General features: G+C 53.5%; 17 protein-coding genes. 6 read left to right on the forward strand and 11 right to left on the reverse strand.

Features of this window, described 5'->3' with window-relative positions; translation table 11 throughout:
* Positions 1-95: 95 nt before the first annotated feature.
* From prsK to C7436_RS02720, 6 genes are all read left to right on the forward strand, one after another.
* On the forward strand, positions 96-2,234 hold the full coding sequence (gene prsK / locus C7436_RS02695; protein WP_121206608.1) for an XrtA/PEP-CTERM system histidine kinase PrsK: 2,139 nt from the start codon (positions 96-98) through the stop codon (positions 2,232-2,234).
* A 135-nt stretch (positions 2,235-2,369) separates the two neighbouring features.
* Entirely contained in the window at positions 2,370-3,740 is a 1,371-nt protein-coding gene (prsR, locus tag C7436_RS02700) for a PEP-CTERM-box response regulator transcription factor (protein ID WP_014421323.1), read from the forward strand.
* Between the two features lie 50 nt (positions 3,741-3,790).
* Positions 3,791-6,493 carry a tetratricopeptide repeat protein gene (locus tag C7436_RS02705; RefSeq protein ID WP_121206609.1) on the forward strand — a complete coding sequence of 901 codons (2,703 nt, stop codon included), beginning with the start codon at positions 3,791-3,793 and terminating at the stop codon, positions 6,491-6,493.
* A 120-nt stretch (positions 6,494-6,613) separates the two neighbouring features.
* Positions 6,614-8,578 carry a PA14 domain-containing protein gene (locus tag C7436_RS02710; RefSeq protein ID WP_121206610.1) on the forward strand — a complete coding sequence of 655 codons (1,965 nt, stop codon included), beginning with the start codon at positions 6,614-6,616 and terminating at the stop codon, positions 8,576-8,578.
* A 148-nt stretch (positions 8,579-8,726) separates the two neighbouring features.
* Positions 8,727-9,407, forward strand: coding sequence for a PEP-CTERM sorting domain-containing protein (locus tag C7436_RS18900; RefSeq protein WP_226538098.1), 681 nt, complete (start codon positions 8,727-8,729; stop codon positions 9,405-9,407).
* A gap of 67 nt (positions 9,408-9,474) precedes the next feature.
* Positions 9,475-10,545: a glycosyltransferase gene (locus tag C7436_RS02720; protein ID WP_121206611.1), complete on the forward strand. Its 1,071-nt coding sequence runs from the start codon at positions 9,475-9,477 to the stop codon at positions 10,543-10,545.
* Here the strand turns inward: C7436_RS02720 and xrt are convergent.
* The 11 genes from xrt to C7436_RS02775 are packed head-to-tail and all read right to left on the reverse strand — an operon-like array spanning position 10,487 to position 24,164.
* Complete coding sequence (xrt, locus tag C7436_RS02725) at positions 10,487-12,040, reverse strand: exosortase (RefSeq protein WP_121206612.1); 1,554 nt, start codon at positions 12,038-12,040, stop codon at positions 10,487-10,489. The two genes, C7436_RS02720 and xrt, sit on opposite strands and share 59 nt — an antisense overlap.
* Positions 12,041-12,052: 12 nt before the next feature.
* The gene (locus C7436_RS02730) at positions 12,053-13,174 is read right to left on the reverse strand and encodes a GNAT family N-acetyltransferase (protein ID WP_121206613.1); all 1,122 of its coding nucleotides are present in this window, start codon (positions 13,172-13,174) and stop codon (positions 12,053-12,055) included.
* Positions 13,171-14,070, reverse strand: coding sequence for a glycosyltransferase family 2 protein (locus tag C7436_RS02735; protein ID WP_121206614.1), 900 nt, complete (start codon positions 14,068-14,070; stop codon positions 13,171-13,173). The genes C7436_RS02730 and C7436_RS02735 overlap by 4 nt, the downstream gene beginning before the upstream one ends.
* A 35-nt stretch (positions 14,071-14,105) precedes the next feature.
* The gene (locus C7436_RS02740) at positions 14,106-14,987 is read right to left on the reverse strand and encodes a glycosyltransferase (protein ID WP_121206615.1); all 882 of its coding nucleotides are present in this window, start codon (positions 14,985-14,987) and stop codon (positions 14,106-14,108) included.
* Positions 14,966-16,033, reverse strand: a complete 1,068-nt coding sequence (locus C7436_RS02745; protein WP_121206616.1) for a GNAT family N-acetyltransferase — start codon at positions 16,031-16,033, stop codon at positions 14,966-14,968. The genes C7436_RS02740 and C7436_RS02745 overlap by 22 nt, the downstream gene beginning before the upstream one ends.
* Positions 16,026-17,957 (reverse strand): asparagine synthase (glutamine-hydrolyzing), encoded by a 1,932-nt coding sequence (asnB, locus tag C7436_RS02750; RefSeq protein ID WP_121206617.1) that lies wholly within the window; start codon positions 17,955-17,957, stop codon positions 16,026-16,028. Before asnB ends, C7436_RS02745 begins: the two co-directional genes overlap by 8 nt.
* A 3-nt stretch (positions 17,958-17,960) precedes the next feature.
* Positions 17,961-19,475: an oligosaccharide flippase family protein gene (locus tag C7436_RS02755; RefSeq protein WP_121206618.1), complete on the reverse strand. Its 1,515-nt coding sequence runs from the start codon at positions 19,473-19,475 to the stop codon at positions 17,961-17,963.
* A complete protein-coding gene (locus C7436_RS02760; RefSeq protein ID WP_121206619.1) occupies positions 19,472-20,602 on the reverse strand; it encodes a glycosyltransferase family 4 protein in 1,131 nt (376 codons plus the stop codon). Before C7436_RS02760 ends, C7436_RS02755 begins: the two co-directional genes overlap by 4 nt.
* A 25-nt stretch (positions 20,603-20,627) precedes the next feature.
* Positions 20,628-21,992: an O-antigen ligase family protein gene (locus tag C7436_RS02765; RefSeq protein ID WP_121206620.1), complete on the reverse strand. Its 1,365-nt coding sequence runs from the start codon at positions 21,990-21,992 to the stop codon at positions 20,628-20,630.
* Positions 21,985-22,998, reverse strand: a complete 1,014-nt coding sequence (locus C7436_RS02770) for a polysaccharide deacetylase family protein (RefSeq protein WP_121206621.1) — start codon at positions 22,996-22,998, stop codon at positions 21,985-21,987. The genes C7436_RS02765 and C7436_RS02770 overlap by 8 nt, the downstream gene beginning before the upstream one ends.
* Entirely contained in the window at positions 22,995-24,164 is a 1,170-nt protein-coding gene (locus tag C7436_RS02775) for a glycosyltransferase (RefSeq protein ID WP_121206622.1), read from the reverse strand. Before C7436_RS02775 ends, C7436_RS02770 begins: the two co-directional genes overlap by 4 nt.
* Between the last annotated feature and the right edge of the window lie 5 nt (positions 24,165-24,169).

The raw sequence follows: 24,169 nt of genomic DNA on the forward strand, positions 1-24,169 counted from the left end.
GACGAACGGCCCTTTTCGGCGCTACCCTGTACATATTAAATACAGTACCCGGGCACCGGCAGGCCCGGGATTCCCGGTGTTCAAGGAAAGAGCTAATGTTCAGGGATCTCAGCGTGATCAGTCACGGTGCGGCAGCCGCTGTCTTTGCGGTTCTGGCCGTTCTTGTGGCAACCCGTTATCTTCGCCGCGACATTGATCGTGCTCTGTTCCTTGCCGCCATTGTTACCGCCCTGTGGGCCTCCGTCCTGGTTACCCAAAGCCTCTGGGGATCGCCCGGATTCTTCACCCGCTACCTCCTGGAACTGCTCAGAGACACAGCCTGGTTACTCCTGCTGTTCGCCATGCTTCGCGACGGCTTTCGCCAAGGCCGGTTCACCAGTCAAATAAAGAAGGTATTGGGTGCCGCGACGGCGATACTGATCATCACCTTGCTGGCCCTTGGTACACTTGAGTTCGCCCTCCACATCGATCTGGTCAGCGGTAAGACCAAGGTGATTGGCCAGATCGCCCTGTCACTTCTGGGCCTGTCGCTGGTCGAGCAAATCTGGCGAAACTCTACTGTCTTCGGCCGCTCCAGCATGAAATACCTGTGCATTGGCGTTGCCACCATCTTCGCCTTTGATTTCTTCATGTATGCCGATGCGCTGCTGTTCGGGCAAGTCGCGGATTCGTTCTGGAATGCGCGCGGTTTTGTGAACGCCGCACTCATGCCCCTTTTTGCCATCAATGTGGTGAACACACGCAAACAACCTGTGGACTTCCAGTTGTCCCGTTCGGCCGTATTTCACGCTGGCACACTCATCTTCGCGGGCGGATACCTGTTACTGCTGGCCATCGGCGGTTACTACGTACGCGCCCTGGGTGGTGAGTGGGGCGAAGCCCTGCAGGTTTTGTTCATCACCGTTTCCCTGGCGTTTCTGGTCACACTTCTGCTGTCGCGGCGTATTCGCGGCCGCCTGATGGTCTTCATCAGCCAGAACTTCTTCGACTACAAGTACGACTATCGCGATGAATGGCTCAAGCTCACCAAGGAACTTGCCAACCTGAGCAACGAACCACCCCTGCCCGAGCGAGTAGTGCGCATTCTGGCCGGACTGGTGGAAAGCAATGCCGGCGCGCTCTGGATAAAGGGCGAGCAGAAAGATTTCCACCTGAAAGCAAGCGTCAATATCGCGACTCCGAAGTACACCATCATTGACGAAGACTCGGATATGGTGAAGTTCTTTAAAGATCGTGAGTGGATCATTGATCTGAGTGAATACCGGGAAGACCCGGTGAGCTACAACCTGCTGGAAATACCGGACTCCATCACCAAGACCCCGGAAGCCTGGCTGGTCATCCCTCTGTATCTCGATAACGAACTCTACGGCATTGCCATGGTCGGCGCTCCCTACGCCAGGGTGGAGCTTAACTGGGAGAACTTCGACCTGATCAAGGTGGTAGCCCGCCAGACCTGCAACCTCATCGCCCAGAACGATGCCCAGAACCGGCTCTCACGGGCCATGCAGTTTGAAGCCGTCAGCAAGGCCAGCGCGTTCATGGTGCATGATCTGAAAACACTGATCGCCCAATTGTCTCTACTGGTCAAGAATGCGCCCAAACATCGCAACAACCCAGCCTTTATCGACGACATGATTGCCACCACCGATCATGCGGTCCGTAAAATGTCGAACCTCGTGGATCATATCCGCAAACCATCCTCCGGGGCGGACGAGCAACGTGCTCCCATAGACCTGACCCAACTGGTCCGCGAGCTGATTGAAGACAACAGCCGCCGCAGCCCGGCACCGGTGCTACTGGGTGCTCCACCCGCCATCCAGGTATGCGCCGACAAAGAACAGCTGCGCAGCGTGCTGGGCCACCTGATTAGCAACGCCCAGGACGCCACGGCTCCAACCGGGGAAATCACACTGAACCTGAAAACGGCCAAAGGCAGCGTGGTGCTGTTTATCCAGGATACCGGCAGCGGCATGACGGAAGAGTTTATCCGCACCCGGCTTTTCAAACCCTTCGAAAGCACCAAAGGGCTTACCGGTATGGGGATTGGAGCCTATCAGGCCCGGGAATACATACAGGAACTGGGCGGTTCGATCGACGTAACCAGCGAGCCCGGCCTGGGCTCCTGCTTTTCGGTACGTATTCCGCTGGCCAATGCAGCAACCGGCGAATCAGCCGGGAACAAGCCGGAACCGACAGATTCCGGCTTGCAGGAAGGCAGGCAAGCCGTCAATTAACCGACGGAGAAGACTATTTTATTAAGCGAGCATTGCAAAGTGTCAATGTTCAGTTAAGAATCAGAGTCATGGAATCGCGTTCGCCTCATGGGCGTCTATCCGATATGAACACGGAACAAAGGACTGGTTGTTGTTGTGAAGCAGTTATTGATAGTCGAGGATGATCCTGGCCTCCAGAGCCAGATGCGATGGTGCTTCAGTGAAGACATTGAAGTCTCGGTGGCCGCTGATCGGGAGGCAGCGCTAACGGCACTTCGGCGTCTCGAGCCTGAAGTGGTGACGCTGGATCTTGGCTTGCCACCCGACCCCGGCGGCGCCACTGAGGGTTTCGCCCTGCTGGAAGATATCCTTCGCCTGGCGCCCATGACCAAAGTGATCGTGGTGACTGGGCGGGAAGACAAGGAAAACGCCGTCAAGGCCATAGGCATGGGAGCCTGCGACTTCTACCAGAAGCCGCTGGATGCCGACATCCTCACCTTTGTGGTAAATCGAGCATTCCGCCTCGCGGAACTGGAAAAAGAAAACCGCGAGCTGTCCTCGCAAGGCAATGGCACCAACATCAAAGGCATTGTTGCCGCCAGCCCCGAAATGCTGGTGATTTGCCGCACGGTTGAAAAGGTTGCGCCTACCGATGTCACCACCCTGATTACCGGCGAAACCGGTACCGGCAAGGAACTCCTGGCCCGGGCCCTGCACGACCTGAGCCATCGCGCCGACAAACCCTTTGCGGCCATCAACTGCGCCGCCATTCCGGAAAACCTGCTGGAGAGCGAACTGTTCGGGTTCGAGAAAGGCTCCTTTACCGGCGCGACCCAATCCAAGAAAGGCAAGATTGAGAGCGCCAACGGCGGCACCCTGTTTCTCGACGAGATTGGCGATATGCCGATGGCACTGCAGGCCAAACTGCTTCGCTTCCTGCAGGAACGAGTGGTCGACCGGGTAGGTTCGGTAAAACCGATTCCCGTTGATGTCCGGGTGGTGTGCGCCACCCACCGGAATGTTCAGGACCTGATTGCCCAGGGCGATTTCCGGGAGGACCTGTATTACCGGATCAGTGAAATCACACTGGATGTGCCTGCCCTGCGTGAACGGGATGGCGACCCACTGGTGATTGCACAATCCCTCCTGAAAACCCTGGGGAAACAAATGGACCGCCCTAACCTCACGTTCTCGGACGATGCGGTTCAGGCCATCAATGCCTACAGCTGGCCAGGCAATGTGCGTGAAATGATCAACAAGGTGAAGCGGGCGATCATCATGGCCGATGGCAAGCGCATCACCGCCGAGGACCTGGTTCTGCCGCTCGAAGGCTGCGACACCGACTTTCAGCTCAACCTGCGCCAGGTACGTGAAGCGGCAGAACGAAAGGCGATTATTCAGGCCCTCACCACCAGTAATTTCAACATGGCTCAGGCATCGCGCCTTCTGGGCGTTACCCGCCCGACGCTATACAACCTGACCGACAAGTACCGGATTGAGACCAACACCGCCCCGAACGAGGCCTGAGACACCCAATGCTGGAACAGAACAAGACCCGACGAAGGAAGGACCAGGGCATGAAGATAAGAACTATTGCGCGTGCATCACTGCTATCCGCTGCCATCGCTTTGGCCGTGACGGGGTGCAACAGCGAACCGGACATGTCTCAGGAAGACATTCAGTACATCAGCCATGTAGACCAGGCACGGTTTTTCCAGCGCCAGGGTGAGCTGAAAGCAAGCACCATCGAGGCCAGAAGCGCCATCGATCTCCAGCCGAATCGCGCCGCCCCCTACTTTGTCATCATCCACAACCTGCTAACTGCCGGTGATGCGGCGAACGCTGAACGGCAACTGGACAAGCTCCTTGAGAAGACGAACATTGAGGAGCTGGGCCAATCGGAACGCAACCAGGCTGCGTTGATCCGGGCTGAAGCCCGTATTCTCCAGGGTAAACACCAGGAAGCCCTGGAATCTCTGGACCAGATTTCATCGCCCTCTCCGGATCAACAGTTGCAGGCAGACAACCTGAAAGGTCGCGCCTGGTTGACCAGCGGCGACTTTGACAAAGCCGAAGAGGCCTACCAGAGCGCGTTCGACAAACACAGCAATAACGTCGTTGCCATGGTCGGCCTGTCCCGGGTTGCCACCGCCAAGGGCGACTTCGACACTGCAAAGGAACGCCTTGAGAAAGCCATAGAAATTGACGCTGAACACGAGGACGTCTGGCTCTGGAAAGCGCAATTCGCCCATGCCCAGCAACAATGGGCCGAAGCAGAACAGGCGTACATACGCGCACTGGAGACCATCGGCCAGTTCGACGTTATGACCTTCCGGAAATACCAGACCATTTCGGCCCTGATCACCGTTTTGCGTGAGCAGGGCAAATCGGCGGAGGCATTTGTCTACGAGGAAATCCTTGCCAAGTCCGGTCCGGGTACGATCAAAAGCAACCTGGAAGCCGCGGCCTCAGCCTATAATGATGGCGACCTGAATACCGCCGCCAGGTATCTGCAGGAAGTCCTTAACCAGGTTCCCAACCATCAACAAAGCGCATTGATGCTGGGCGTAATACGTTATCGGCAAGGCCGCCCCGAGGAGGCGGAGAAACTGCTTGCACCGCTGGCCGATATGGAAAACGCCGATGAAGTACGCAAACTCCTGGCCGCCACCCGCATATCCATGCGCGACCCGGCTGGCGCAAAATCACTGCTGGAAGACCTGGAGGGCAGCGACGCCGATCCACAAACACTGGCACTGGTAGGCATTGCAAGCCTGGCTTCTGGCGATGACCAGAGTGGCCGACAGCTCCTGGAAAAGTCGCTGGAACTGGCACCAGACAACCACAACCTGCGTTTGCGCTATGCGGCTTACCTCACTCAAACCCGAGATTTCGCCAATGCCATCAAACAGGCCAGACAGATTCCGTCGGATGCCACGGAGGCCCTGCAGGCGACAATCCTGACATCCCAGGCCCAGGCGTTGTCTGGCAATTCGCAGGCGGCAACAGAAACCCTGGATACCTGGCTTAAAGCCAATCCGGACAGCATGGCTGCCCTGATTGCCCGCGGAAACCTGGCCAGCAGCCTGAACAACACCCAACAGGCGGCCAGCTACTTTGAGCGGGCGCACAAGCAACATCCGGAAGAAGCAGCTCCTCTGGTAGCTCTGGGCAACCTTGCCCGCGAACAGCAGAACACGGAGCAGGCGATTGCCTGGTACCGCCAGGCGGTCGAAACCAACCCGAACAACCTGCCCGCCATTCAGGCCCTTGCCGGTGTGATGAAGCGCGATCAACTTACCGGGCTGATGCAGGAAATCAGCACGCAACATCCTGAGGCAAACGGACCGCGGCTGATCCTCCTGGAATCCGCGCTGATCAACAAAGATACGTTGCGAGCCGATGAACTTACCGCCCGGTTGATGGAAAGAGAGCGCGAAGACCAGCCCTCACCGTCTGAACCGCTGGTCGCTGCGGTGTATGAAGGCATTGCCACTCAAATGGCACAGCGCGACAACAGCGAGCGCGCTCTGGAGATCCTGAGCCGCGGACGAGCGCTCTTCCCAGAGAACGAGGCCATCGCCCTAAAAGTGGCGGCCATCGAATTCAGCAATGGCAACGCAACCGCCGCGCGAAGCGCGCTGCAGGATGCCAAGCAGCATCACCCGGACTCCCCCGCGCCCTACCAGGTAGAAGCCAGCTATTACGAAAACCAGGGCGAACATCAGCAAGCTGCTGAGCTTTATCAACTGGCGCTGGCCAAGCGACAAACGGCGGAACTGGCCATCGCCCATGCTCGCGCACTCTCTAACGCCGGCCGATCTCAGAATTCGATAGAAGCACTGCAGGAAGCCAACAAACAATTCCCGAACAATTCGTCAATTCTGCTTACACTGGCGCTTCAAACCCAGCAAGCAGGCCAGACGGATGCGGCCATTGAGCACTACCAGCAGGTTCTGCAACTGACCCCGGACAACGCCCTGGCGCTGAACAATCTCGCCTGGCTGTATTACGAGGCCGGCAACAGCGAAGCGGCATCACTGGCCAAACGCGCCTACGAACTGGTGCCCGAAAATGCTGCGATTGCAGATACCTACGGCTGGATCCTGTTCGAGGCTGGTGAACACGAGCAAAGCCTGGCGGTACTGGAAAGAGCCCATTCCCTGGCACCGGGTTCCCAGGAAATTGCCATGCATCTGGCCGAAGCTTATCGAGCCACCGGCCGCACGGATGCCGCCCAGCAGATCATGGACAAGTTCAGCACAGGCAACAACGGCTAATCATTACTCACGCTATAACCAAAGAGAGGACATAACGAAACGTTCCTAGCCGCCGGTGGCAGCCCTGACACACTGCAACAATACTTTACATATTGTTTCCAATAGCAAGGAAGGTGGGTTATGGCTGCTATCAAAGTGTTGAGCGTAGGCACCGTGGTGGTTCTGCTCAGCGGCTGTCAGCACTGGCAGTTCAGGGATATTGAGGATTTGCCACCGACAGCCGCGTTACCTGAGACGAGCGAGCCTGGAAAGGTCGAGGTCTGGTATTTTGACGGTATCTCCGGGAACTACGTTCAGGGCATGCTGGACGCAGAGAAGTATCCGGATTCGCCCGATGAAATCACTGAACTCACCCAGCTGCGCCAAGCCACCAGCCGAGCCAATAATTACGGCACGCTGATCCGGGGCTTTATCGAGCCCCCCGAAACGGGCGAATACACCTTTTACATCAGCGGCGACGATCAGACACAACTGTGGTTATCTGACTCCCAGAACCCGGACGGTGCGGTTCAGATCGCCTCCACTATGTCCACGCCCCTCGATAATTTCACCCGCTACGCCTCACAAACCTCCGGCGTACAATATCTGGAGGCCGGCAAAAAATATTACTTTGAATTCAGACACAAGGAAGGTGGATGGGACGACCACTTTACCGTCGCCTGGTCCGGCCCCGGCATCTCTCAGCAAGTGATCAGCGGCAGCGCGCTACACAGCTACGCCCAGAAAGCCCCTGACTCGGCCCCCGAGATGACAACTGAAGATGCCTACCATCTGGGTTACCGAATCGGCTACTTTGACGCTGAACAGGGCCTCTCATTCAACAGCCAATACCCACCACTTGATGCGGACAGTGATGATCTGTACGACAACTGGGAGATCGTGTACGGGCTGGATCCATCCAATGCGGCCGACGCCAAATCCGATACCGACAATGACCTGCTTACTGCCATGGATGAGTTCTGGGCCAGGACCAATCCTGGAACCGAAGATACCGATAACGACGGTATTCCGGATGGGTACGAATACGCCTATGGCACGGACCCCACCAACCCGGGCGATGCCAATGTAGATCTTGACGGTGATGGCTACACCATCCTGCAAGAGTACCAGGCGGACACCAATCCCACCGATGCCAGCGACTTCCCTGCCCCTCAGGAAGTGTATGCAACCGGATTCGTCGGCCAGTACTTCACAGGCACCGAGTTTGACAGCTTCGTTTACAGTCAGCGGGATGCGACCGTCAACTTCAACTGGAATAGTGGAAGCCCGTCAGGGGAACTCCCAAGGGACCGGTTCAGCGTGCGTTGGCAAGGATGGTTTACACCACCCCACAATGAAGGAACCCGGGACTACACCTTCACCACCACCACGGATGATGGTGTTCGGCTTTTCCTCAACGGGTCTACCGTCATTGATCAGTGGAAGAACCAATCCCCCACCAGCTACAACGCCACAGCGAATCTCGAAGCGGGGACCCCCGTTGCCATCACCATGGAGTACTTTGAGTTCGGCTGGGGTGCCACAGCACAACTGGCGATTACCGACGCCGCCACTGGAGATGCCATATCCACGACCAACACCGTCCAGCATCTGGCATTGGACAGCGAGTTCGCCGAAAGCACCTTGAACGACGGCATCGACGATCTTTACAAACTTCGCTACGGACTCCCCCTGATGCAACCATCAGCCAGCCGGGTGCTTAACGATAGCGGCGTGACGGTTCTTGAGGCTTATCAATCGGGCCTGCACCCGTACACGCTCGAAACCGTATCGGAGCCAGAATCACCGGTCACCAGCCAGCCCGGTGGTACCGGCGATGCCAGCGGCAGTGTGACACTGTCGTGGACGCCTCCCGGCACCAGGGTAGACGGCAGCAGCATTTCGCTGAGCGAAATTGACCGTTACCGGATCAACTACGGACAGGATGCTGCAAACCTGACTCAAACTCTGGAGGTGCCGGCAGGCACAACCTCAACCACGGTTACCGGCCTGGCGCCCGGCACCTGGTACTTTACGATTCAGGTAATTGATATCAATGGATTGAGTAGTGAACCGTCTGATCCGGTAGAGCATCAGGTTAACTGAGCGAGCATTTTAGTTGTCGAGTTATTTTACAACCAAACAGCAGCGACCAGAAAAGTTCATTAATATTCAATGACTTAAAATCTGGCACGAAGCCTGCTTATTAGAGGATGACGTAACGCAAAGACCACTCACTGGAGGAGTGACTCAAATGAAAAAATTGACTCAAGGCTTGGCAATGGCTGCAGCCGTCGGTTTTGCGGGAGTAGCTCAGGCTGCCTATATCGATTCTGTTGCCAATGCAAACGCACCTGGCGCTGTAGCTGAGCAAAGTGTTCCGGGAGACAACGATTACGCCACTCGCGTAGGTGGTACCTGGACAGCGGATGCACCTCTGTACAACGTAGGTGATACCGTATTGTTCGGCCACAACCTGAAATCCACCAGCTCCGATCCGTTCAAGCTGACCTTCACCTACCTGGGTAAAGAAGCGAACGACAACAACCAGTTTTACTGGGGTAACACTCTGGTATTCGATACCAACAGCAATCCTGATGACCAGTTCAGCGCCGTATTCTACGGTGGTCTTGACGCCCTGCTGAACTTCAAGTTCATCAATGGCAGCGGAGTTACCATCAACAACGATGGCGCCAACGGCAGTCAGTTCAACAACATCGCCAAACCGAACTCCAGCACCAACTTCAACCTCTTCTATGTTGAAGAAGATTACTTCGTAATCAGCCTGGACGATGGCTATGTTGGCGATGACAACCATGACGATATGGTGATCGCAGTTCGTGCCACCAAGGTTCCCGAGCCTGGCACGCTGGCACTGCTTGGCCTTGGTCTCGCTGGCATTGCCGTCCGGATGAAAGGCCGTAAAAAAGCCTGACATCGAGTTCTATGCTACGCTTTAAAAGCCCTGCACTTGCAGGGCTTTTTCATTTCAGGTCAGGTTCATGGATGTACTGATTGTTTATGCCAATAGCGGCAGAGGGCTGCAAAAAGATGCCAGGATACTGGAAGCAGCCCTGCAGCGGCTTGGGCACCAGACCAGGCAGGTTCAACTGCCCCCTACTCCCGTATGGCGTTCCCGCCTTTCAGCCTATCGATTCAAGGCATTAGAACGATTTTGCCCCGGATTTCTCAGCAAACTCTTCTATCGCAGTCAGATCGGCTTGCTCAGGCTGCTACGTCCGGTTCAACAGGCAGATCTCGTCATTCACCTCGAGAATATCTGGATATCTCAATTGGTTGCTGGCCGACACCACTGGCTCATCCCTAACCAAGAATGGTTCGTTGAATCGAGAGGTCCCTATCTCAGCTTTATCAACCGTATACTCTGCAAAACACACCACGCGGTATCGATTTTTTCCGCCTTACATGCAGACACCCAATACCTGGGGTTTACCGGCGGTGAAGTTAGCGCTCAGACCGGCTCAGAGAGGAAAGACTACCGTTTGGCTTTGCATGTAGCCGGCAACAGTCAGTTCAAGGGCACGCAGCGTGTTATGGCATGTTGGCAGAGGCACCCTGAATGGCCAGAACTGGTCGTTGTCTCCCAGCATCTGGACACCACCCCCGCCGCCAATATCAGGATAGAGAAAAACCTCACGAACAATGAACTGAACACACTCTGGGCCCAGGCCGGTTTCGCAGTACTCCCTTCTGAGGTGGAGGGTTATGGCCAGGTACTGGCAGAGGCCATGGCTTACGGCTGTATTACAATATCAACTGATGCACCGCCAATGAACGAGCTGGTTGGGAAGGACAGAGGCTTTCCGGCACACGTGGAAAGAAAGCTGACGTTTCGCCTGGGCACCCGTTACCTTGTCTCAGAGCAAGCTCTGGAGCAGAGTATTCAAGCTGCGATAGACCAGCCACCGGCCACGCTGGCCCACATGTCCAGGCGGGCAATCGAATGGTATTCAACCAATCACGAACAGTTTCTGTCCCGATTAGAGAGCCAACTCAACGATCTGGTCGCGCCACCTCTTGATCAATCTGCTCAAGAATCACCGGAAAGGTAGACTCAATAAACTCAGCGAGCGTTGCAGCGACCTCACAGCCATCGCATGCCACTGCAGAGATGAGTAAAGAGGCATCATCACGGCCACTGAAGAACCCGCCCACCTGAGCAAGCTTCGCGCGCCACTGATCGGTTTCCCACTGCCCCTGAACAAAGTAGCTATACCCCAGATGCACACGTTGTCCGGAAACACGATGTTTCAGGGTGACTCCCTGCACCGGGATATTCAGGCTGTTTTTAACATCAAAGAAGCCTTCCGGAATCCAGAATTCACGGTCATAAAGGCGGTTACTGTACTGGATGAGTTCCGCACGATGCCTCTGATAGTCATAGGTAAACGCGCCGAGATAGTAGGTTGTGCCCAAACCTTGCCCTGCGCGGGCCTGCAAACGGTTGAACAGGGTCTGCGCATACACCCTGTCTGGATTGAGAACGTTGGGGCGCCACCCCTCCAGTGCAGATCCGAACACCGGGGAATACCTTTCAATTAGATCAATGGCGTACCCTTCGGGTTCAGGAGCAATGCTGCCTCGCTTGTCCGGCAAAGCAACCCAGGTAACCAGCCCCAACAGCGCGACAACCGTTACAGCAACGGTAGCTTTACCTGCGGGTTTAGCGTGATATTGCTTCTCGTCATTGTCTTGGCTGGCAACAACCTGGTCATCCCGTTTCTCAAGCTGACGAGCCAGAAAATAGAGGGGAACAAGCGTGCCCGCAAACACCCACCAGCCAAAGTTTTCATGATCCTCGATCAGGCCGGACTGCATGTTCGTTTCATACCCCATGTAAATGATGACGAACACCCGGATCCAGTTGGCAAGTAGAGCGAATGCCACCCCCAAACAGAATAACGTGACGCGGGATCGTAACCTCGACAGGTATAACTCGCCATAAATCAGAACCAGCGCCTGTCCCACCAGCAGATACCGGAGTCCAGAGCACCCATGAGCAACTTCAAAGGTTCCGACACCGATGAGGTAAACGAAAACGCCCTCCACCTCAAAATCAATATCGAAAAAACCCAACAGGACCTTATTAACGGCAACGGTAATTACCTGTAGCGTCCAGGCCAGGAAATCCCACACAGGAATGGTCAGAAACAGCAAACCCAGCGGCACAATGAACCAGCGAGCCTGGCGCCACCCCATCAGCGTCGCGCAGGCAGCAAACAAAAGAGGCACCAACGCCAATTGCTGAAGCGCCTGAAGACGAATCAACCCGCCGACCCAATAGGCAAGCAGACAGGCTATCAAAGGAAGAACCCAAACCGGGGCGAAGCCCGGGGCCACCGGATTGGTCTTCGCCTTTCGCCAGATCAGATACAGCGACACGCCGGCTAACAAAAGACCATGAGAGTATGATTCGTCCCACTTTAACCATCGCGTCACGATTCCCTCCAAAGTAGGGAAAGTAACGAATGCCAGCACACACAAGACAAGCAGGAACGGCCACAGGCGACTCATCAGGCTGATAGACGGCATCCTTTCCATATTCATGACAACACCCGCTCAGAGACGAAAGAAACGATTAATTGAGGACACTAAACGGGGCGGCATACACCCCCTTGCCCCATAAGCCATTTTAAGAATGGGAGAACGAACATACTCAACGGTGGTAAACAACACCTGTTCCCCTCTGAAGTGCTGTTTGTAGAACGTGTTTTTCCCGGACCCGGCCAGCAAGTCGTAACTGACAATACTCGAATCCTGAAAGGATCGCTCAATGGCGTAACCCAAATGGAGCGTGCCCAAGGACAATTTGTTGTGGAAATCCTGCATGAACCCCGCCTGCAGGTTGTATACCCGATTCCCGGCGCGGATATCATAAAGTACAGACACAATCTGATTGTCGGCTCTCAGTACCGACATTCTCGCGGATTGGCTTCCGGAGAGCCGGTTCAGAAGTGCCTCATGGAAGCGAACGGCATTGTCGTCAAAGCAGGGCTTTCCCCAACGCTCGCAATGAAAACGATTGAGTAATGCCAGAAACGTCTCCGGGGTCTGCCATTCCTCGAAGGAACCATTCAAGGTACCTTCAAACAACTCTCGCCGATTATAGGCTTTCAGACGGGTATTCTTTCCAAGCCTGGATAACCAGTCCGTAAACTGCCCCTGAGTTGGAATCACCACACCTTCCGACTCACTCCGAACCACCCGGGAGAGAGCCAGCGTGTGGCTCAGGCCAGATTCGATCATACTCATTGATCTCGCGGAGGCATCCGCAATAATCATCTCATCCCACCGGACCTCAGCGAGATAACTCCCGAGCGCCTGCAGGATGGCCAGTTGCTCACGCCGATCCACAATGACGCCCACATATTCCGTGCGCACCGTAGGCCCCAGCTTCCAGGCATTGCCTACCACATGCAGCCTACGAACTTTCCATCCCAGCGGCGTGCTGACGGCACTCAGGTAGAGCGGAGCCAGGCCAACCAGCGTATCGCCCGGGGCGTATACGCCCAGCAGCAACAGATCAAGGTTCAGTCTATCGCCCCAGGTTTCCCACCAGGACGCCTGCCAGGCCCAGCTCATGAACAGCGGGTCGGCATTACTCTGCTCCAGCAGATGGTCCCAGCTTTCCTGCAACCCGAAAAACTCTTTCTCAGACAAGCGACGAACGGTATATGTCACATTCGCCTCCCTCGGCTGGAAGTTAGCAGCATTTTTACAGCGAACCGCCAGGGGCCCATCCAGAACGGGTCTTTCGACAATGAGCGAAGCAAAGAACGAAAGGCCTGGCGACGCTGACCAGACGAGTACTCATATCGCCCTTTCCGAATAAAAAAATAACTTAACCCCCGGCGGGCCTCACCCCGGGTAACTGCTGAAGGAAAGGCTTTCAGAAAACCCTGGACCAGCTGTTCGTTCGCTCGAAACCTGCTCTCCTTGTCAGAGGAAATCTGGTTTTCCATAACCCGGTAATACCCAAGCACCGCTGGAACATATAGAAACTGATAGCGGGTGGAAAAACGCAACCAGAGCCCGTAGTCCTCCGCCAACCGATCGGCGCTGTCAAAGCCCCCCATCTCGTCAAAGCAGCGCTTGCGGGTCATAGTTGTGTTCATGCTCACAAAATTATCCCGGAGCAACTGCGGCGTGATACGGCCGGAATAACGGGCCATACGATTCACACCATGTTCGTGCCCTTCCCCGTCTATGGTTATGAAATCACCATAGACGATATCCGCCTCGGGATGTTCCTCAAAGGCCTTAAGACTGGTTTCCAGCTTTGTACTCACCCAGGCATTATCAGAGTCGAGAAAGCAGATGAACTGGCCACGCGCCTCGGCAATTCCGCGATTCCGGGCCACACTCTGCCCCTGGTTCTCCTGCTTAAGATATCGAATGCGCGAGTCCGCCAGATACCGCTCCATCAGCTCGGCGGTGCCGTCCGTGGAACCATCGTCAATAACGATCAATTCGAAATCAGGAACCGATTGAGACAGAACGCTCTCAACCGCAAACGGCAGGTAGTCAGCCCGGTTAAATGTTGGCGTAATAACCGACACCAGAGGATTAGAAGACATGACTGCTTACTTCCCTGTCTTATTCATCATTGTTTTTATTTCAGTGCTACCGCAAGCAGCGCTCGCCAGACGTTAGTTTCTGCCGGCGCATACTTCAGCGCTTTCATGATTTCTTTAATGCCCGCAAGCTTTTTACCCACGGCGCCCAGGTAACGCCCCTTCCTGATGTAGAAATGGGCAAATCCCTTATCGAATTCACTAGCACTGAGGGCCTCAGGATACTCTCGGCGAAAGTCGCGAATGATAGCTTCATTGACCCGGAACCGCTGTGTTTTATCCGACGAAATCTGATCTTCCATCACTCGATACCAGGCCCAGTATTCCGGCTCATAGCGAAACTGATACCGGGCGGAAAACCGTAGCCACAAATCATAGTCGTCAGCCACACGTCGTTTTCCGCTCATGCCGCCCATCTCATCAAAGCAGCGGCGCCTTGCCATTGTGGTGTTCATGGCAACACAGTTGTCCCGAATCATCCTCGCGGCAATGCGTCCCGAATAACGCGACATATTCTTGCGGCTGATCTCAGCACCCTGTTCGTTGATAATCACATTATCGCCATATAGCACATCCACTTCCGGATGCTGTTCAAAAACCCTGACTTGTTTCTCCAGCTTATCAAGCGGCCAATAGTTATCCGAATCCAGGAAGCATATGAAGTCGCCGGACGCCTCCGCCAGAGCCACATTTCGGGCCACACTCTGCCCCTGGTTTTCCTGCTGGAACAGACGGACGCGTTCATCCTGCAGGTAGGGTTCAAGCAGTTCCACCGTATTATCCGTTGAACCGTCATCGACGATCAGAAATTCAAAGTTTCCGTACGTCTGCCCCATCACACTATCAACCGCCTGGAGAATAAACTCCGCACGGTTATAGGTAGGAGTGATAATAGTGATCAAAGGGTCTTTAGCCGACATCCGTCATCGTCCTTGTTAATACGTTCTTCATTCCACGCTTCCCGGGCAGACTGCAGCAGTTCGCCATCAGAATCCCCCCCCATAATGAACCAGCCGCTGGTGCAATCTCCGCTTGACGAAACTCGCTGTGGTGATTCCCACACAAAAAATCGGGGTTGCTCACGACCTTGATAGAACCCGTGCGCTTTCATGACCTGCTTCAGCTCCAAATCAGACGTCATGGCAGAATAAGAGGCTGCATTCGGCCATTCCCGCAGCATTGCCCCTACCACCGCCGATTTCAGCGCTGCTGATGCTGCTGGCCCGATGTAATCGACCAGCCGAACCTGTCGGTCATCCGCACGGACAACCCCCAGAGCTTTCAGGGAATCATTCTCGTCCCGTACTTCCAGAAATGAGTACTGTGCAAACGGATGCCGCTGATAGCGCCAGTCAAGGTAAGCCCAGTCTCTCACAACAACCTTGTCGTAGCTTTGCGCAACTGCCGCCCACAACTCATCAATCTGTTCTCTGGGTGGCAATTGCTGCAGGAGAGACGCACGCATGTGTCGGCTCTGCACTGGGCGATTAACCAGTCGAGTGCAAAATTGCAGAAGCATCAAAGCCCAGTCACGAGCGCTACGAGGCTGACGGATTTTACGAAGAAAATGCACCTGGTCGCTGGCACGCCAACCCATCCGCTGCAATACAATGGCGGCGACCGGGCTGATGCCAAACGACATAAGAATAGGAGAGCGTTGTGCCAACTCTACTTTGATCAGCCGACCTACGCCCTTTCCGCGCTGGCGCTCAGACACCTTGAAGTCGCAGCTCCACATGGCCTGTGTTGGCCGGCCATTCCATAGAATACTTACCGGCACCACCCCGTTGAAGCCGACAACCGAACCGTTCTCCTCTGCCACCACCGGAGCAAAGCCACGATCACGCGCACCAGGATTCTCCTGGAACTGATAACTCCAGATATCACGTTTGAACGCCACATCAGCAAACAGGTTCAGCACCTGCTCCCGATGGCGTTGATCATCATAGGGTTTGATTTCAGCCACCCGTGCGCTCCAGCCATGCCAGAAACATCAGAATGCCCCATAGCTCTGCAGAGTAATCCTCCCGCCCTTTGAGGTGCTCCTGCCAATAGGCATTCACAACTGAGCGGTCCAGATAGTCCTGCTTGTCAAAGACAGACGGTTGCAGCAGCGCCTCCGCCCAGGGGCGCAGTGGGCCCCGTAACCATTGCCCCACGGGCACCGCAAACCCCTGCTTGGGCCTGTCCACCAAGGCCTTTGGCACGTGGCGATACAAAACACTACGCAGTACCTGCTTGCCAACGCCGCCATTAAGGTTATAGCTCAACGGTAACGACAGCGCGAAGGAAACCACCTTCGGGTCTAACATCGGTATCCTGGTTTCAAGGCTACAGGCCATCGCTGCCCGGTCGACCTTCACCAGAATGTCATCGGGCAGATACCAATTCAGATCTCGCCACATCAACGCTTTCAAGCCGTCGAGGGGAACACCGCGCGGGATTGCCTGGGTCAGACCATATGTGGGTTCCTGAACATCCCTCCGAAAACACTCGGGCTCATTCCAGAAAGAGACAGACTGCCGATAGAAATCTGACAGATCCGTGGCCGAGGCCAGCGCACGCTCCGCTTTAAGGCGATGACGAATTGCCAGCGTCGACCGACCTCGCTGGGAAGGTACCAGAGCCCGGATCGCCTGAGCCGTCGCCGCCTCTGGTAAGCAGGATAACCAGCGCCGGGCGACACCGGCCGGCTTGCTTCGGCTCCGCCAACGGTTATAAACCGAAGGATACCGAGTGTAGCCACAGAACAACTCATCTCCGCCATCACCTGACAATGCAACCGTGACATGCTTCCGTGTCATCTCGCTGACAAGAAAAGTAGGCAGCTGCGATGAATCCGCGAAAGGCTCGTCGTATAGATCTGGCAACCGCGGCACGAGGTTAAGCGCATCCTCGGGAGTTACATACAACTCCGTGTGTTCGGTTCCCAGATAACGGGCAACCTCTGCGGCATGCTCTGCCTCATTAAAGCCCGGCTCATCAAAGCCAATACTGAACGTTCTCGCGTTCTGGCTTGCACGGGCTTGCATAAGTGCAACCACGGTGGAAGAGTCGATACCGCCGGAGAGAAAAGCACCTAAAGGAACGTCCGATACCATCTGGTCTTCAATCACGTTCCCGAGTAAAGCCTCCAACTGGTCACTGGCAGCCTCAAAGCTTTCCGGCGCCCGGCTCTCTGTAAAGCAATCCTCAAGGCACCAGTAGCGTTGCGGTTCCGGTAACGTACCCGGTGAGGATCCATCAAGAGGAAAACGAACCAGTGAGGCAGGCGGTAGTTTTAAAATCCCTTTGTGAATACTGATCGGTGCTGGTATCACGTTGTGCCGGAGCAACAGCGCCAGCGCCCCAGGCTCTACATCGCCTTGCCATGCAGGATGTGCCCGAAGCGCCTTGAGCTCCGAACCAAACAACAGAGTGTTGCCTTGCCATCCATAATACAGTGGCTTTTCACCCATTCGGTCTCGGGCCAGAATCAGATCCCGGCTTTTCAGATCCACCAGGGCAAAAGCAAACATTCCCGAAAACTTCGGTAGGCTCTCTTCCAACCCCCAACGCTCAATTGCGTGGAGCATCACTTCCGTGTCTGAGTGGCCCCGAAAGGTGCATCCCTCCTTTTCAAGCTCTGCTCGCAGCTGCCGAAAGTTATAGATTTCCCCATTGAAGGCAATAACAAAACGCCCGCTCGCTGACGCCATCGGCTGCGCACCAGCCGGTGACAGATCCTGAATGGCCAACCTGCGATGCACCAGACCCAAACCAAGGTCTGCCTTGAGCCAGATACCTGAATCGTCGGGCCCCCGGTGAGCTATGGCAGCCCCCATGCCCTCCAGGGTGGCCTCCGGGGCTCTACCCACATCCCTGTTTACGAATCCTGCAAAACCGCACATGGACTATTTCCTTCCTGCGATGCGAGCCAGTCGAGCGCCCACGTAATCTCGTTCTTCTCGGTTCAACACCAGCAGCCAGAAGGCTGCCAGCCAGCCAATACTTCCCAGAATCGCACCCAACAAAATATGGCGGTAACTGTCGTACATCAGATATTGACCAACACCCAGAATAATAACTGCCATTAACCCAGCCGGGACGAAGCCAGGCAGCACAGACGAGCGCAAATACTCTCTGACGGGAAGTTCGAGATGGCGGCAGGTATATCGGAGATATAAAGGGACAAAGATCAACCCGGGAACGACGGAAGCAAAAGCTACGCCCTCAAGGCCATACGGGTGAACAAGAACAAGGCTCAGGCCAATATTCAGTGCGGCTGCCAAAGGAGTGAGGCGTGCAAAAATCCCGTGTTTGTCAATCGCCGTCAGATAACGACTGGCGAACGGATTGATGAAAGGCAGCACCGTAAAGAACACCAGAAACACGATAAGCCATTCCGCCTTCTCACCAAACTCGGGCCCCAGCCATACTGAGATAAAAGGCACTCCCAACAACAGAGCCCCCGTGCCCATGGCCAAAAGAATGCTGACAACGTAACGGGACGAAATCAGAAAAACCCGCCGGATGGTGTCGTTCTCAGCCCTCGCACTCAAGCCGCTGAACAACGGCATAAAAGCATGAGTTAGTGTCCACCCGAGGTTTCGGATGTGCTGAGTCAGGTTCGCGGGAATACTGTAGAACGGAACCATAGCAGGCCCCATAATCAAACCAATCACCAAAACGTCCGTAGCATTTTCAACACGGGTGGCAATACCTTGAACGAATGATTTAAAACCGAAAACAATCAGCTCTTTCAGACGCACCCAGGAGTATGAACGCCAACGGGCTCTGATCGCACCAAAGGCGGGGCGTGACAGCAACCACATAAAGAGGATGTACTTTATGGAAATCCCAATGGCGTTGATGCCTGCCAAGAGCACCAGACCGTTTTCAGGAGTGATGAACAGGTAAAGGAGCGTGGAGCCCACGATCGAATTGATAATCGTAATGTTGTTTTTTAGGTAGTACTTCTGGAAACCTTCCAGGTAGCTCTCTGCAACATATCCGGGAAACGAGATTAACAAGTGGGCGCCGATGATGATCAGAAACAGCGTGTATTTCTGATACGGCTCTCCCTCCGGGGCGATCGCACCGGAAAACCAGATTCCCCAGCATAAGAAAAAGGCGAAGAGGAGCAGCCCGACCACCATCATGAACACAAAGGCGGACATGTACACAGACTCAAGTGCCTGTGAATCCTGCTCGGCGTGGTGTTTTGCGGCATACCGACTGATGGCCGGCCGCAGGCCCAGGTCCAATATCCCCATGTAGCCGATTACAGCGCCAATCATCTCCCACAGACCGTAGTCGTACTTCCCAAGGTTGTGAACGAAAACGGGGGTCATAATGAAGGTGATGACCAATTTAACGAGCATCACCAGGACATTTGAGCCGGTGTTGACTAATAAAATACGAATCACCTACCGGACTCCGTATTCGCCAACACACCATCAAAAAGATGTGCCAACTTGCTGGAGGTTTGGCTAACATCAAATCTTAACGCTGCTTCCTCCCTGAATCTGTCCGATTCAAGTTGAAAAGCATTCTGATTTGCCTCAAACAACTGGATCTTCTCGAGAAGCCCACCCAACGAACCGACCTCGAACACCATTGCTGGAGAATCAGCGACCACCTCCTTCATTCCTATACAATTGGATGCAATGAGCGGCCGACCGGATACCATAACCTCCATCGGTAGGAGTGGGCACGCTTCCCACTTCGAAGGCATAACAACGACATCAACTCCCCGTATGGCTTCGGCCATCGAGTCTGTCGCCGGAAAGAAATGAAAAAAAGAATCCAAACCCCGGCTGCGGATATCTGCCTGTTCCTCCCTGATAAAACCTCCCCAGCCGAAGCAACAGACGTGAACCGGCTTTCCACTACTGTGACGATTCAACTGTTCAACAGCATCAACCAGCAGGCCAAACCCCTTCTGGGCCATGAAACGCCCAAAAAAACCAAGTACTAACGCATCGTCAGGAATACCAGCCTCATTTCGAAGGTTCCTGACATGGTCACCAAGAAAGGCCTCAGTCTTAATGCCGTTGCGAATTCCCTTCACGCGCCCGCTAGAGCCCAAAGTGGGGAATGTCTCATCAAAATTTGAAACAGCGTCTTCGCCAACAGGATTGATGACATTCGCCAGGGAAAACAAGCGGGCCATAATCAGCTTCTTTAGCCTTCCAAACCTCCCCTGGAAATGCCCCGGCATAAACACATCATGAGTTGTTATGATGTGAGGAATACGAAGTACCCAAAGCGGAAACGCCGCAATCAGGCCAGCGGTGAATCCATGCGAGTGGACTAATTCCGGCCTGGCTTTGACAACCTGCTTTAACAGCGTCATCAATAACACAATCAGGTTTTCAGAAGACTGGCCAACGACATCAACATTAGGCAACGGCGCGACAAGATTCTGCAGTGCTTCGGACTCTGGTGTCACTAAGCTGAAACAATTGGCACTCTGAGCTTGATCGCCATAAACGTAGGAAAAGTATGTCCTAATACCACCCCCAGGGTGCCTGGCAAAAACTACAATTCTCATCAGAAAATCCTTTTAAATACTAACTTCAATATCGTCGCGGCAAATCAACCAAATTACTAAACTTATTATAATTCTTCATGCCGGCCTCACTCCCGGCTTCAGAATTATCACTAATCCTAATCATTCTATGAGACACAACTACAGAACCAGCAAACAAATACCAATAATATTGTGACAGTCCCCAGTAGTTAAAACTATATGCAGCGTACATCCAGAATACAGCAACTAGAGCCTTATTCAGGTTTATGTAAAAATTTTTGTTTTCTCCCTGCCTGGAAACAAGAAATTTAGAGCTATCCAGCAAACGCCTATAAACTTTAACCAGAAAAGCAATGAATATAAATGCACCCACAAATCCCAACTCAATCAATAGTTCAGCATATAGATTGTGAGATGCTTGTCGGCTACCAATAATATGTGTTTTTGCTTCAGGGGTTGTCCCTAATCCGTGTCCTACTATCGGTCTTTCCAAGCCAAGCGAAAACTCTCTCAACATCCCCTGAATTCGTCCATCTACCGATGCTGCGTTTGATGTTTCCGACTTTCCTACTAACGATAAGTAGCGATCCTTCTGCTCATCAGTCATGACCTGCCAACCAAGCACTGCAACCAGAACGGCGACAATGATCAACATCATTTTTCGCTTTGATTCCTTAAATATAAAAAAACCAATAACGAGCAAAGCTACGAAAGCCCCACGTGATTGAGTTAGAATCAATGCATACATAATTGGAGGCAGCAAGACTAGATAAAGCAACCTTCCCTTAAGATTTGACGACCAAAGGATATAATGGAGGAAAGGAATTACAGTTACGATCACAAACCCCAATTCATTAGGGTTTATTACGTCAGATGGCGCACCTGCTAGACGCTGAGAAAACTCGCCGTGTCCCAAATGGGTACTACTACCCCAATAGCCTTGAGTAACATTGAGAGCCAAAGGCTCGAGAATTCTTAAAATTTGACAAACGACGAACACCAAGAAAAAAATTTTCAGCCTTTTCTCGGTGTCTACCAAAAGCACAGTAAAATAAAAAAATACTACTGCTTTTACAAAATCTCCGAGATTATTCTTTAAAACACTTCCTGGCCACTCAACCAAGGGCAGAGAGAACAAGATGTAGAGTAAAAGCACTCCGAGCGTAGAGACTACCGGGTCTTTGGTCCATCCTTTAAATTTATCTCTTTGTAAAAATAGGCATAAACTAATAATTAAGACAAGAACCAAAGTCGGGCGTATCACACCATAGGCAGGAAATCGAGCCGACAAATGCAGAAAAAAATCGATCAGAAAGAAGATAAAGATTCCGAACGAAAACGAACTGGCAGGCGATCTGTCTCCAGACAACAAACCGGGCGCGGCTTTAGCATTAGAAATAACGCTAGCCATATGGCGTCTCCAGCACTCGCCCTCTCCATTTGAGCCCCAACAACTCGACACCCGATACTGCTTTCAAAAACTGAAACTGATCGGCTGAGACAGAGTGCCTTCGCATCGCATACCGCTGCGCATGCTCCTTGCTATCTGAAAAAGCAACTGCCGCACACATAAACCCGGCTTTTTTAACAGCTTCTACCTGTTCACCGACAAAATCATCGGGGGTGCCGTTTGGATAACAAAATGACCTGACACTCTTCCCCAGGTGCTTCTCCAGATCCTCAGAACTGCCGACAATCTCACTTTCAGCCTCCATTAAAGAGACTCGAGCTAGTGACGGATGCGTTACCGTGTGACCTCCGACTTCAACGCCAGACTGTTGCATTTCCTGCAACTCCTGCCAGGTTACAGCTTCAAACTCTTTCGGAGGCCTGAGTGGAAGCATAATACTCCAAGCATTTTCCATAGCCCTCAAGCAATCAAGTTTGTCACTGTTTTCGGCACGAAGCATTAGCTGGTTTATGCGCCAGTATTCAGACTCAAAATCGGCTTCCAAAATGGGAGTCTGGACTTTAAGAAGCCCGAGATCATATGTACCCGGGGTGCTTGGAGATCTCTCGAGTAGATAACGTAGTTGGTCCGGCCACAACCACAAATCACCGGATACAAATCCTGTTGTTACGTAAAACGTCGCTGGGATCCCATATTTTTTCAGGATTGGCCAAGCCACATTGTAGAAATCACGGTACCCATCATCTACGGTAATCGCGATGCTGTTTTTCGATGCCACGCCACGAGAAAAAATCTCTTCCGCCAATCCAGACACCGTTATCGCATTATAGTGTTGGGCGATATGTCTAACTTGCCACTCAAAAGCTTTAGCGTCCACATACCCTGGTTTCGGCTCTTTCGAAAAACGGTGGTACATGAGGATTCTGGGGTTTCTGGCCGTCAAAAACCGTGCAAAGCGGTAACCTCCACATTCGCCCGCAAGCTTAACCAACCGGGAAATCTTCACTTGACCTCCGATGGGGAGGCTTTGCCAGCGTTCGATATCACATTTTCGTAAAGTGTTGTGTGGCGTTTGACCATATGACCGATCTCATGTCGACTTTGTGCTAATTCAAAACCCGCCTCACCCATTCTTTCCGCGATACCTGTTAAAGGGTCCAGTAAATCTGCCAGGCAAGAGGCCAACGCTGAAACATCACCACACGGATATAGATAACCAGTCTCACCATGGACCACCGCCTCAGCATTTCCGCCAACATCGGAAGCCACAACCGGCAATCTAGCATTCATATATTCGACGATCGCATTGGAGTACCCTTCCGATTGCGAACACAACAAGCCAACATGCATAACCGACAGAATCTCTTTTACATCTGATCGGGCACCCAAAAAGTGAACTCTATCCAGAACACCCTCTTGATTTGCCGTTTCTCGATAGGCGGTTTGGTCGCCACCACCTATAAGAACCAGCTGCGCTTCAGGCACGGCATTCAAAACCACCGGCAACGCTTTTATCGCGTCATTGATCCTTTTGATCTCGCGCAGATTCGCGACCAATACGATAAAACGCCCCTCCTCCGGCAGACCCAGTTCTCTGCGGCGATTCCGCTCTTCACCTTCAGATAGCGCGTGATCTGATCCAACCTCATGAGGATAGCCGTTGTAAATGACGGAAACGCTATTGCTTGTATAGCCTTCCTTTTCGACAGTCACGTTCTTCACCGCCAAACTATTGGTAACCACATGACTTACAAAGCGACGGGTTAACCGAAGGATGCGCAGATACGTCTGCGTGTACCAGAACCCCATATCCCTGCGAGATATGATTGTGGGTATACCTGCTATAAACATGGCAGGTGGAATCAGAATGGAGGAATCGTTGAAAAAAACCTGGCAGACAGATATCCCCTCCGCCCTTTTTCTGACGGCCATGCGGATGACGGAGAGCCAGGTTAATGGGCTCATGACCTTGGAGTGTCCGAGAACCGAAACAGGGCAAGGAAACCCTCCCGCGTCTGTATGCTCGGACGGTCGCAAAACCAAAAGCTCCGGTACAAAACGCTCTCTAGGAAGGTTTTTTATGAGCTGGAGCAATTGACCTTCTGTGCCAGCGTGAGGACTAACAAATTGATCGATAACAAAAAGGATTCGAATTGGACTTCCACTATCCATACAGC

This window comes from Marinobacter nauticus (assembly GCF_003634635.1).
In the GTDB taxonomy this organism is placed as follows: Bacteria; Pseudomonadota; Gammaproteobacteria; order Pseudomonadales; family Oleiphilaceae; genus Marinobacter; species Marinobacter nauticus.

What these genes read in the sequence shown, in the direction of transcription:
- prsK (WP_121206608.1), top strand. Translation starts at nt 96, where the DNA reads ATGTTCAGGGATCTCAGCGTGATCAGTCACGGTGCGGCAGCCGCTGTC.
- C7436_RS02705 (WP_121206609.1), top strand. Translation starts at nt 3,791, where the DNA reads ATGAAGATAAGAACTATTGCGCGTGCATCACTGCTATCCGCTGCCATC.
- C7436_RS02710 (WP_121206610.1), top strand. Translation starts at nt 6,614, where the DNA reads ATGGCTGCTATCAAAGTGTTGAGCGTAGGCACCGTGGTGGTTCTGCTC.
- C7436_RS18900 (WP_226538098.1), top strand. Translation starts at nt 8,727, where the DNA reads ATGAAAAAATTGACTCAAGGCTTGGCAATGGCTGCAGCCGTCGGTTTT.
- C7436_RS02720 (WP_121206611.1), top strand. Translation starts at nt 9,475, where the DNA reads ATGGATGTACTGATTGTTTATGCCAATAGCGGCAGAGGGCTGCAAAAA.
- xrt (WP_121206612.1), bottom strand. Translation starts at nt 12,040, where the DNA reads ATGAATATGGAAAGGATGCCGTCTATCAGCCTGATGAGTCGCCTGTGG.
- C7436_RS02735 (WP_121206614.1), bottom strand. Translation starts at nt 14,070, where the DNA reads ATGTCTTCTAATCCTCTGGTGTCGGTTATTACGCCAACATTTAACCGG.
- C7436_RS02740 (WP_121206615.1), bottom strand. Translation starts at nt 14,987, where the DNA reads ATGTCGGCTAAAGACCCTTTGATCACTATTATCACTCCTACCTATAAC.
- asnB (WP_121206617.1), bottom strand. Translation starts at nt 17,957, where the DNA reads ATGTGCGGTTTTGCAGGATTCGTAAACAGGGATGTGGGTAGAGCCCCG.
- C7436_RS02760 (WP_121206619.1), bottom strand. Translation starts at nt 20,602, where the DNA reads ATGAGAATTGTAGTTTTTGCCAGGCACCCTGGGGGTGGTATTAGGACA.
- C7436_RS02765 (WP_121206620.1), bottom strand. Translation starts at nt 21,992, where the DNA reads ATGGCTAGCGTTATTTCTAATGCTAAAGCCGCGCCCGGTTTGTTGTCT.
- C7436_RS02775 (WP_121206622.1), bottom strand. Translation starts at nt 24,164, where the DNA reads ATGGATAGTGGAAGTCCAATTCGAATCCTTTTTGTTATCGATCAATTT.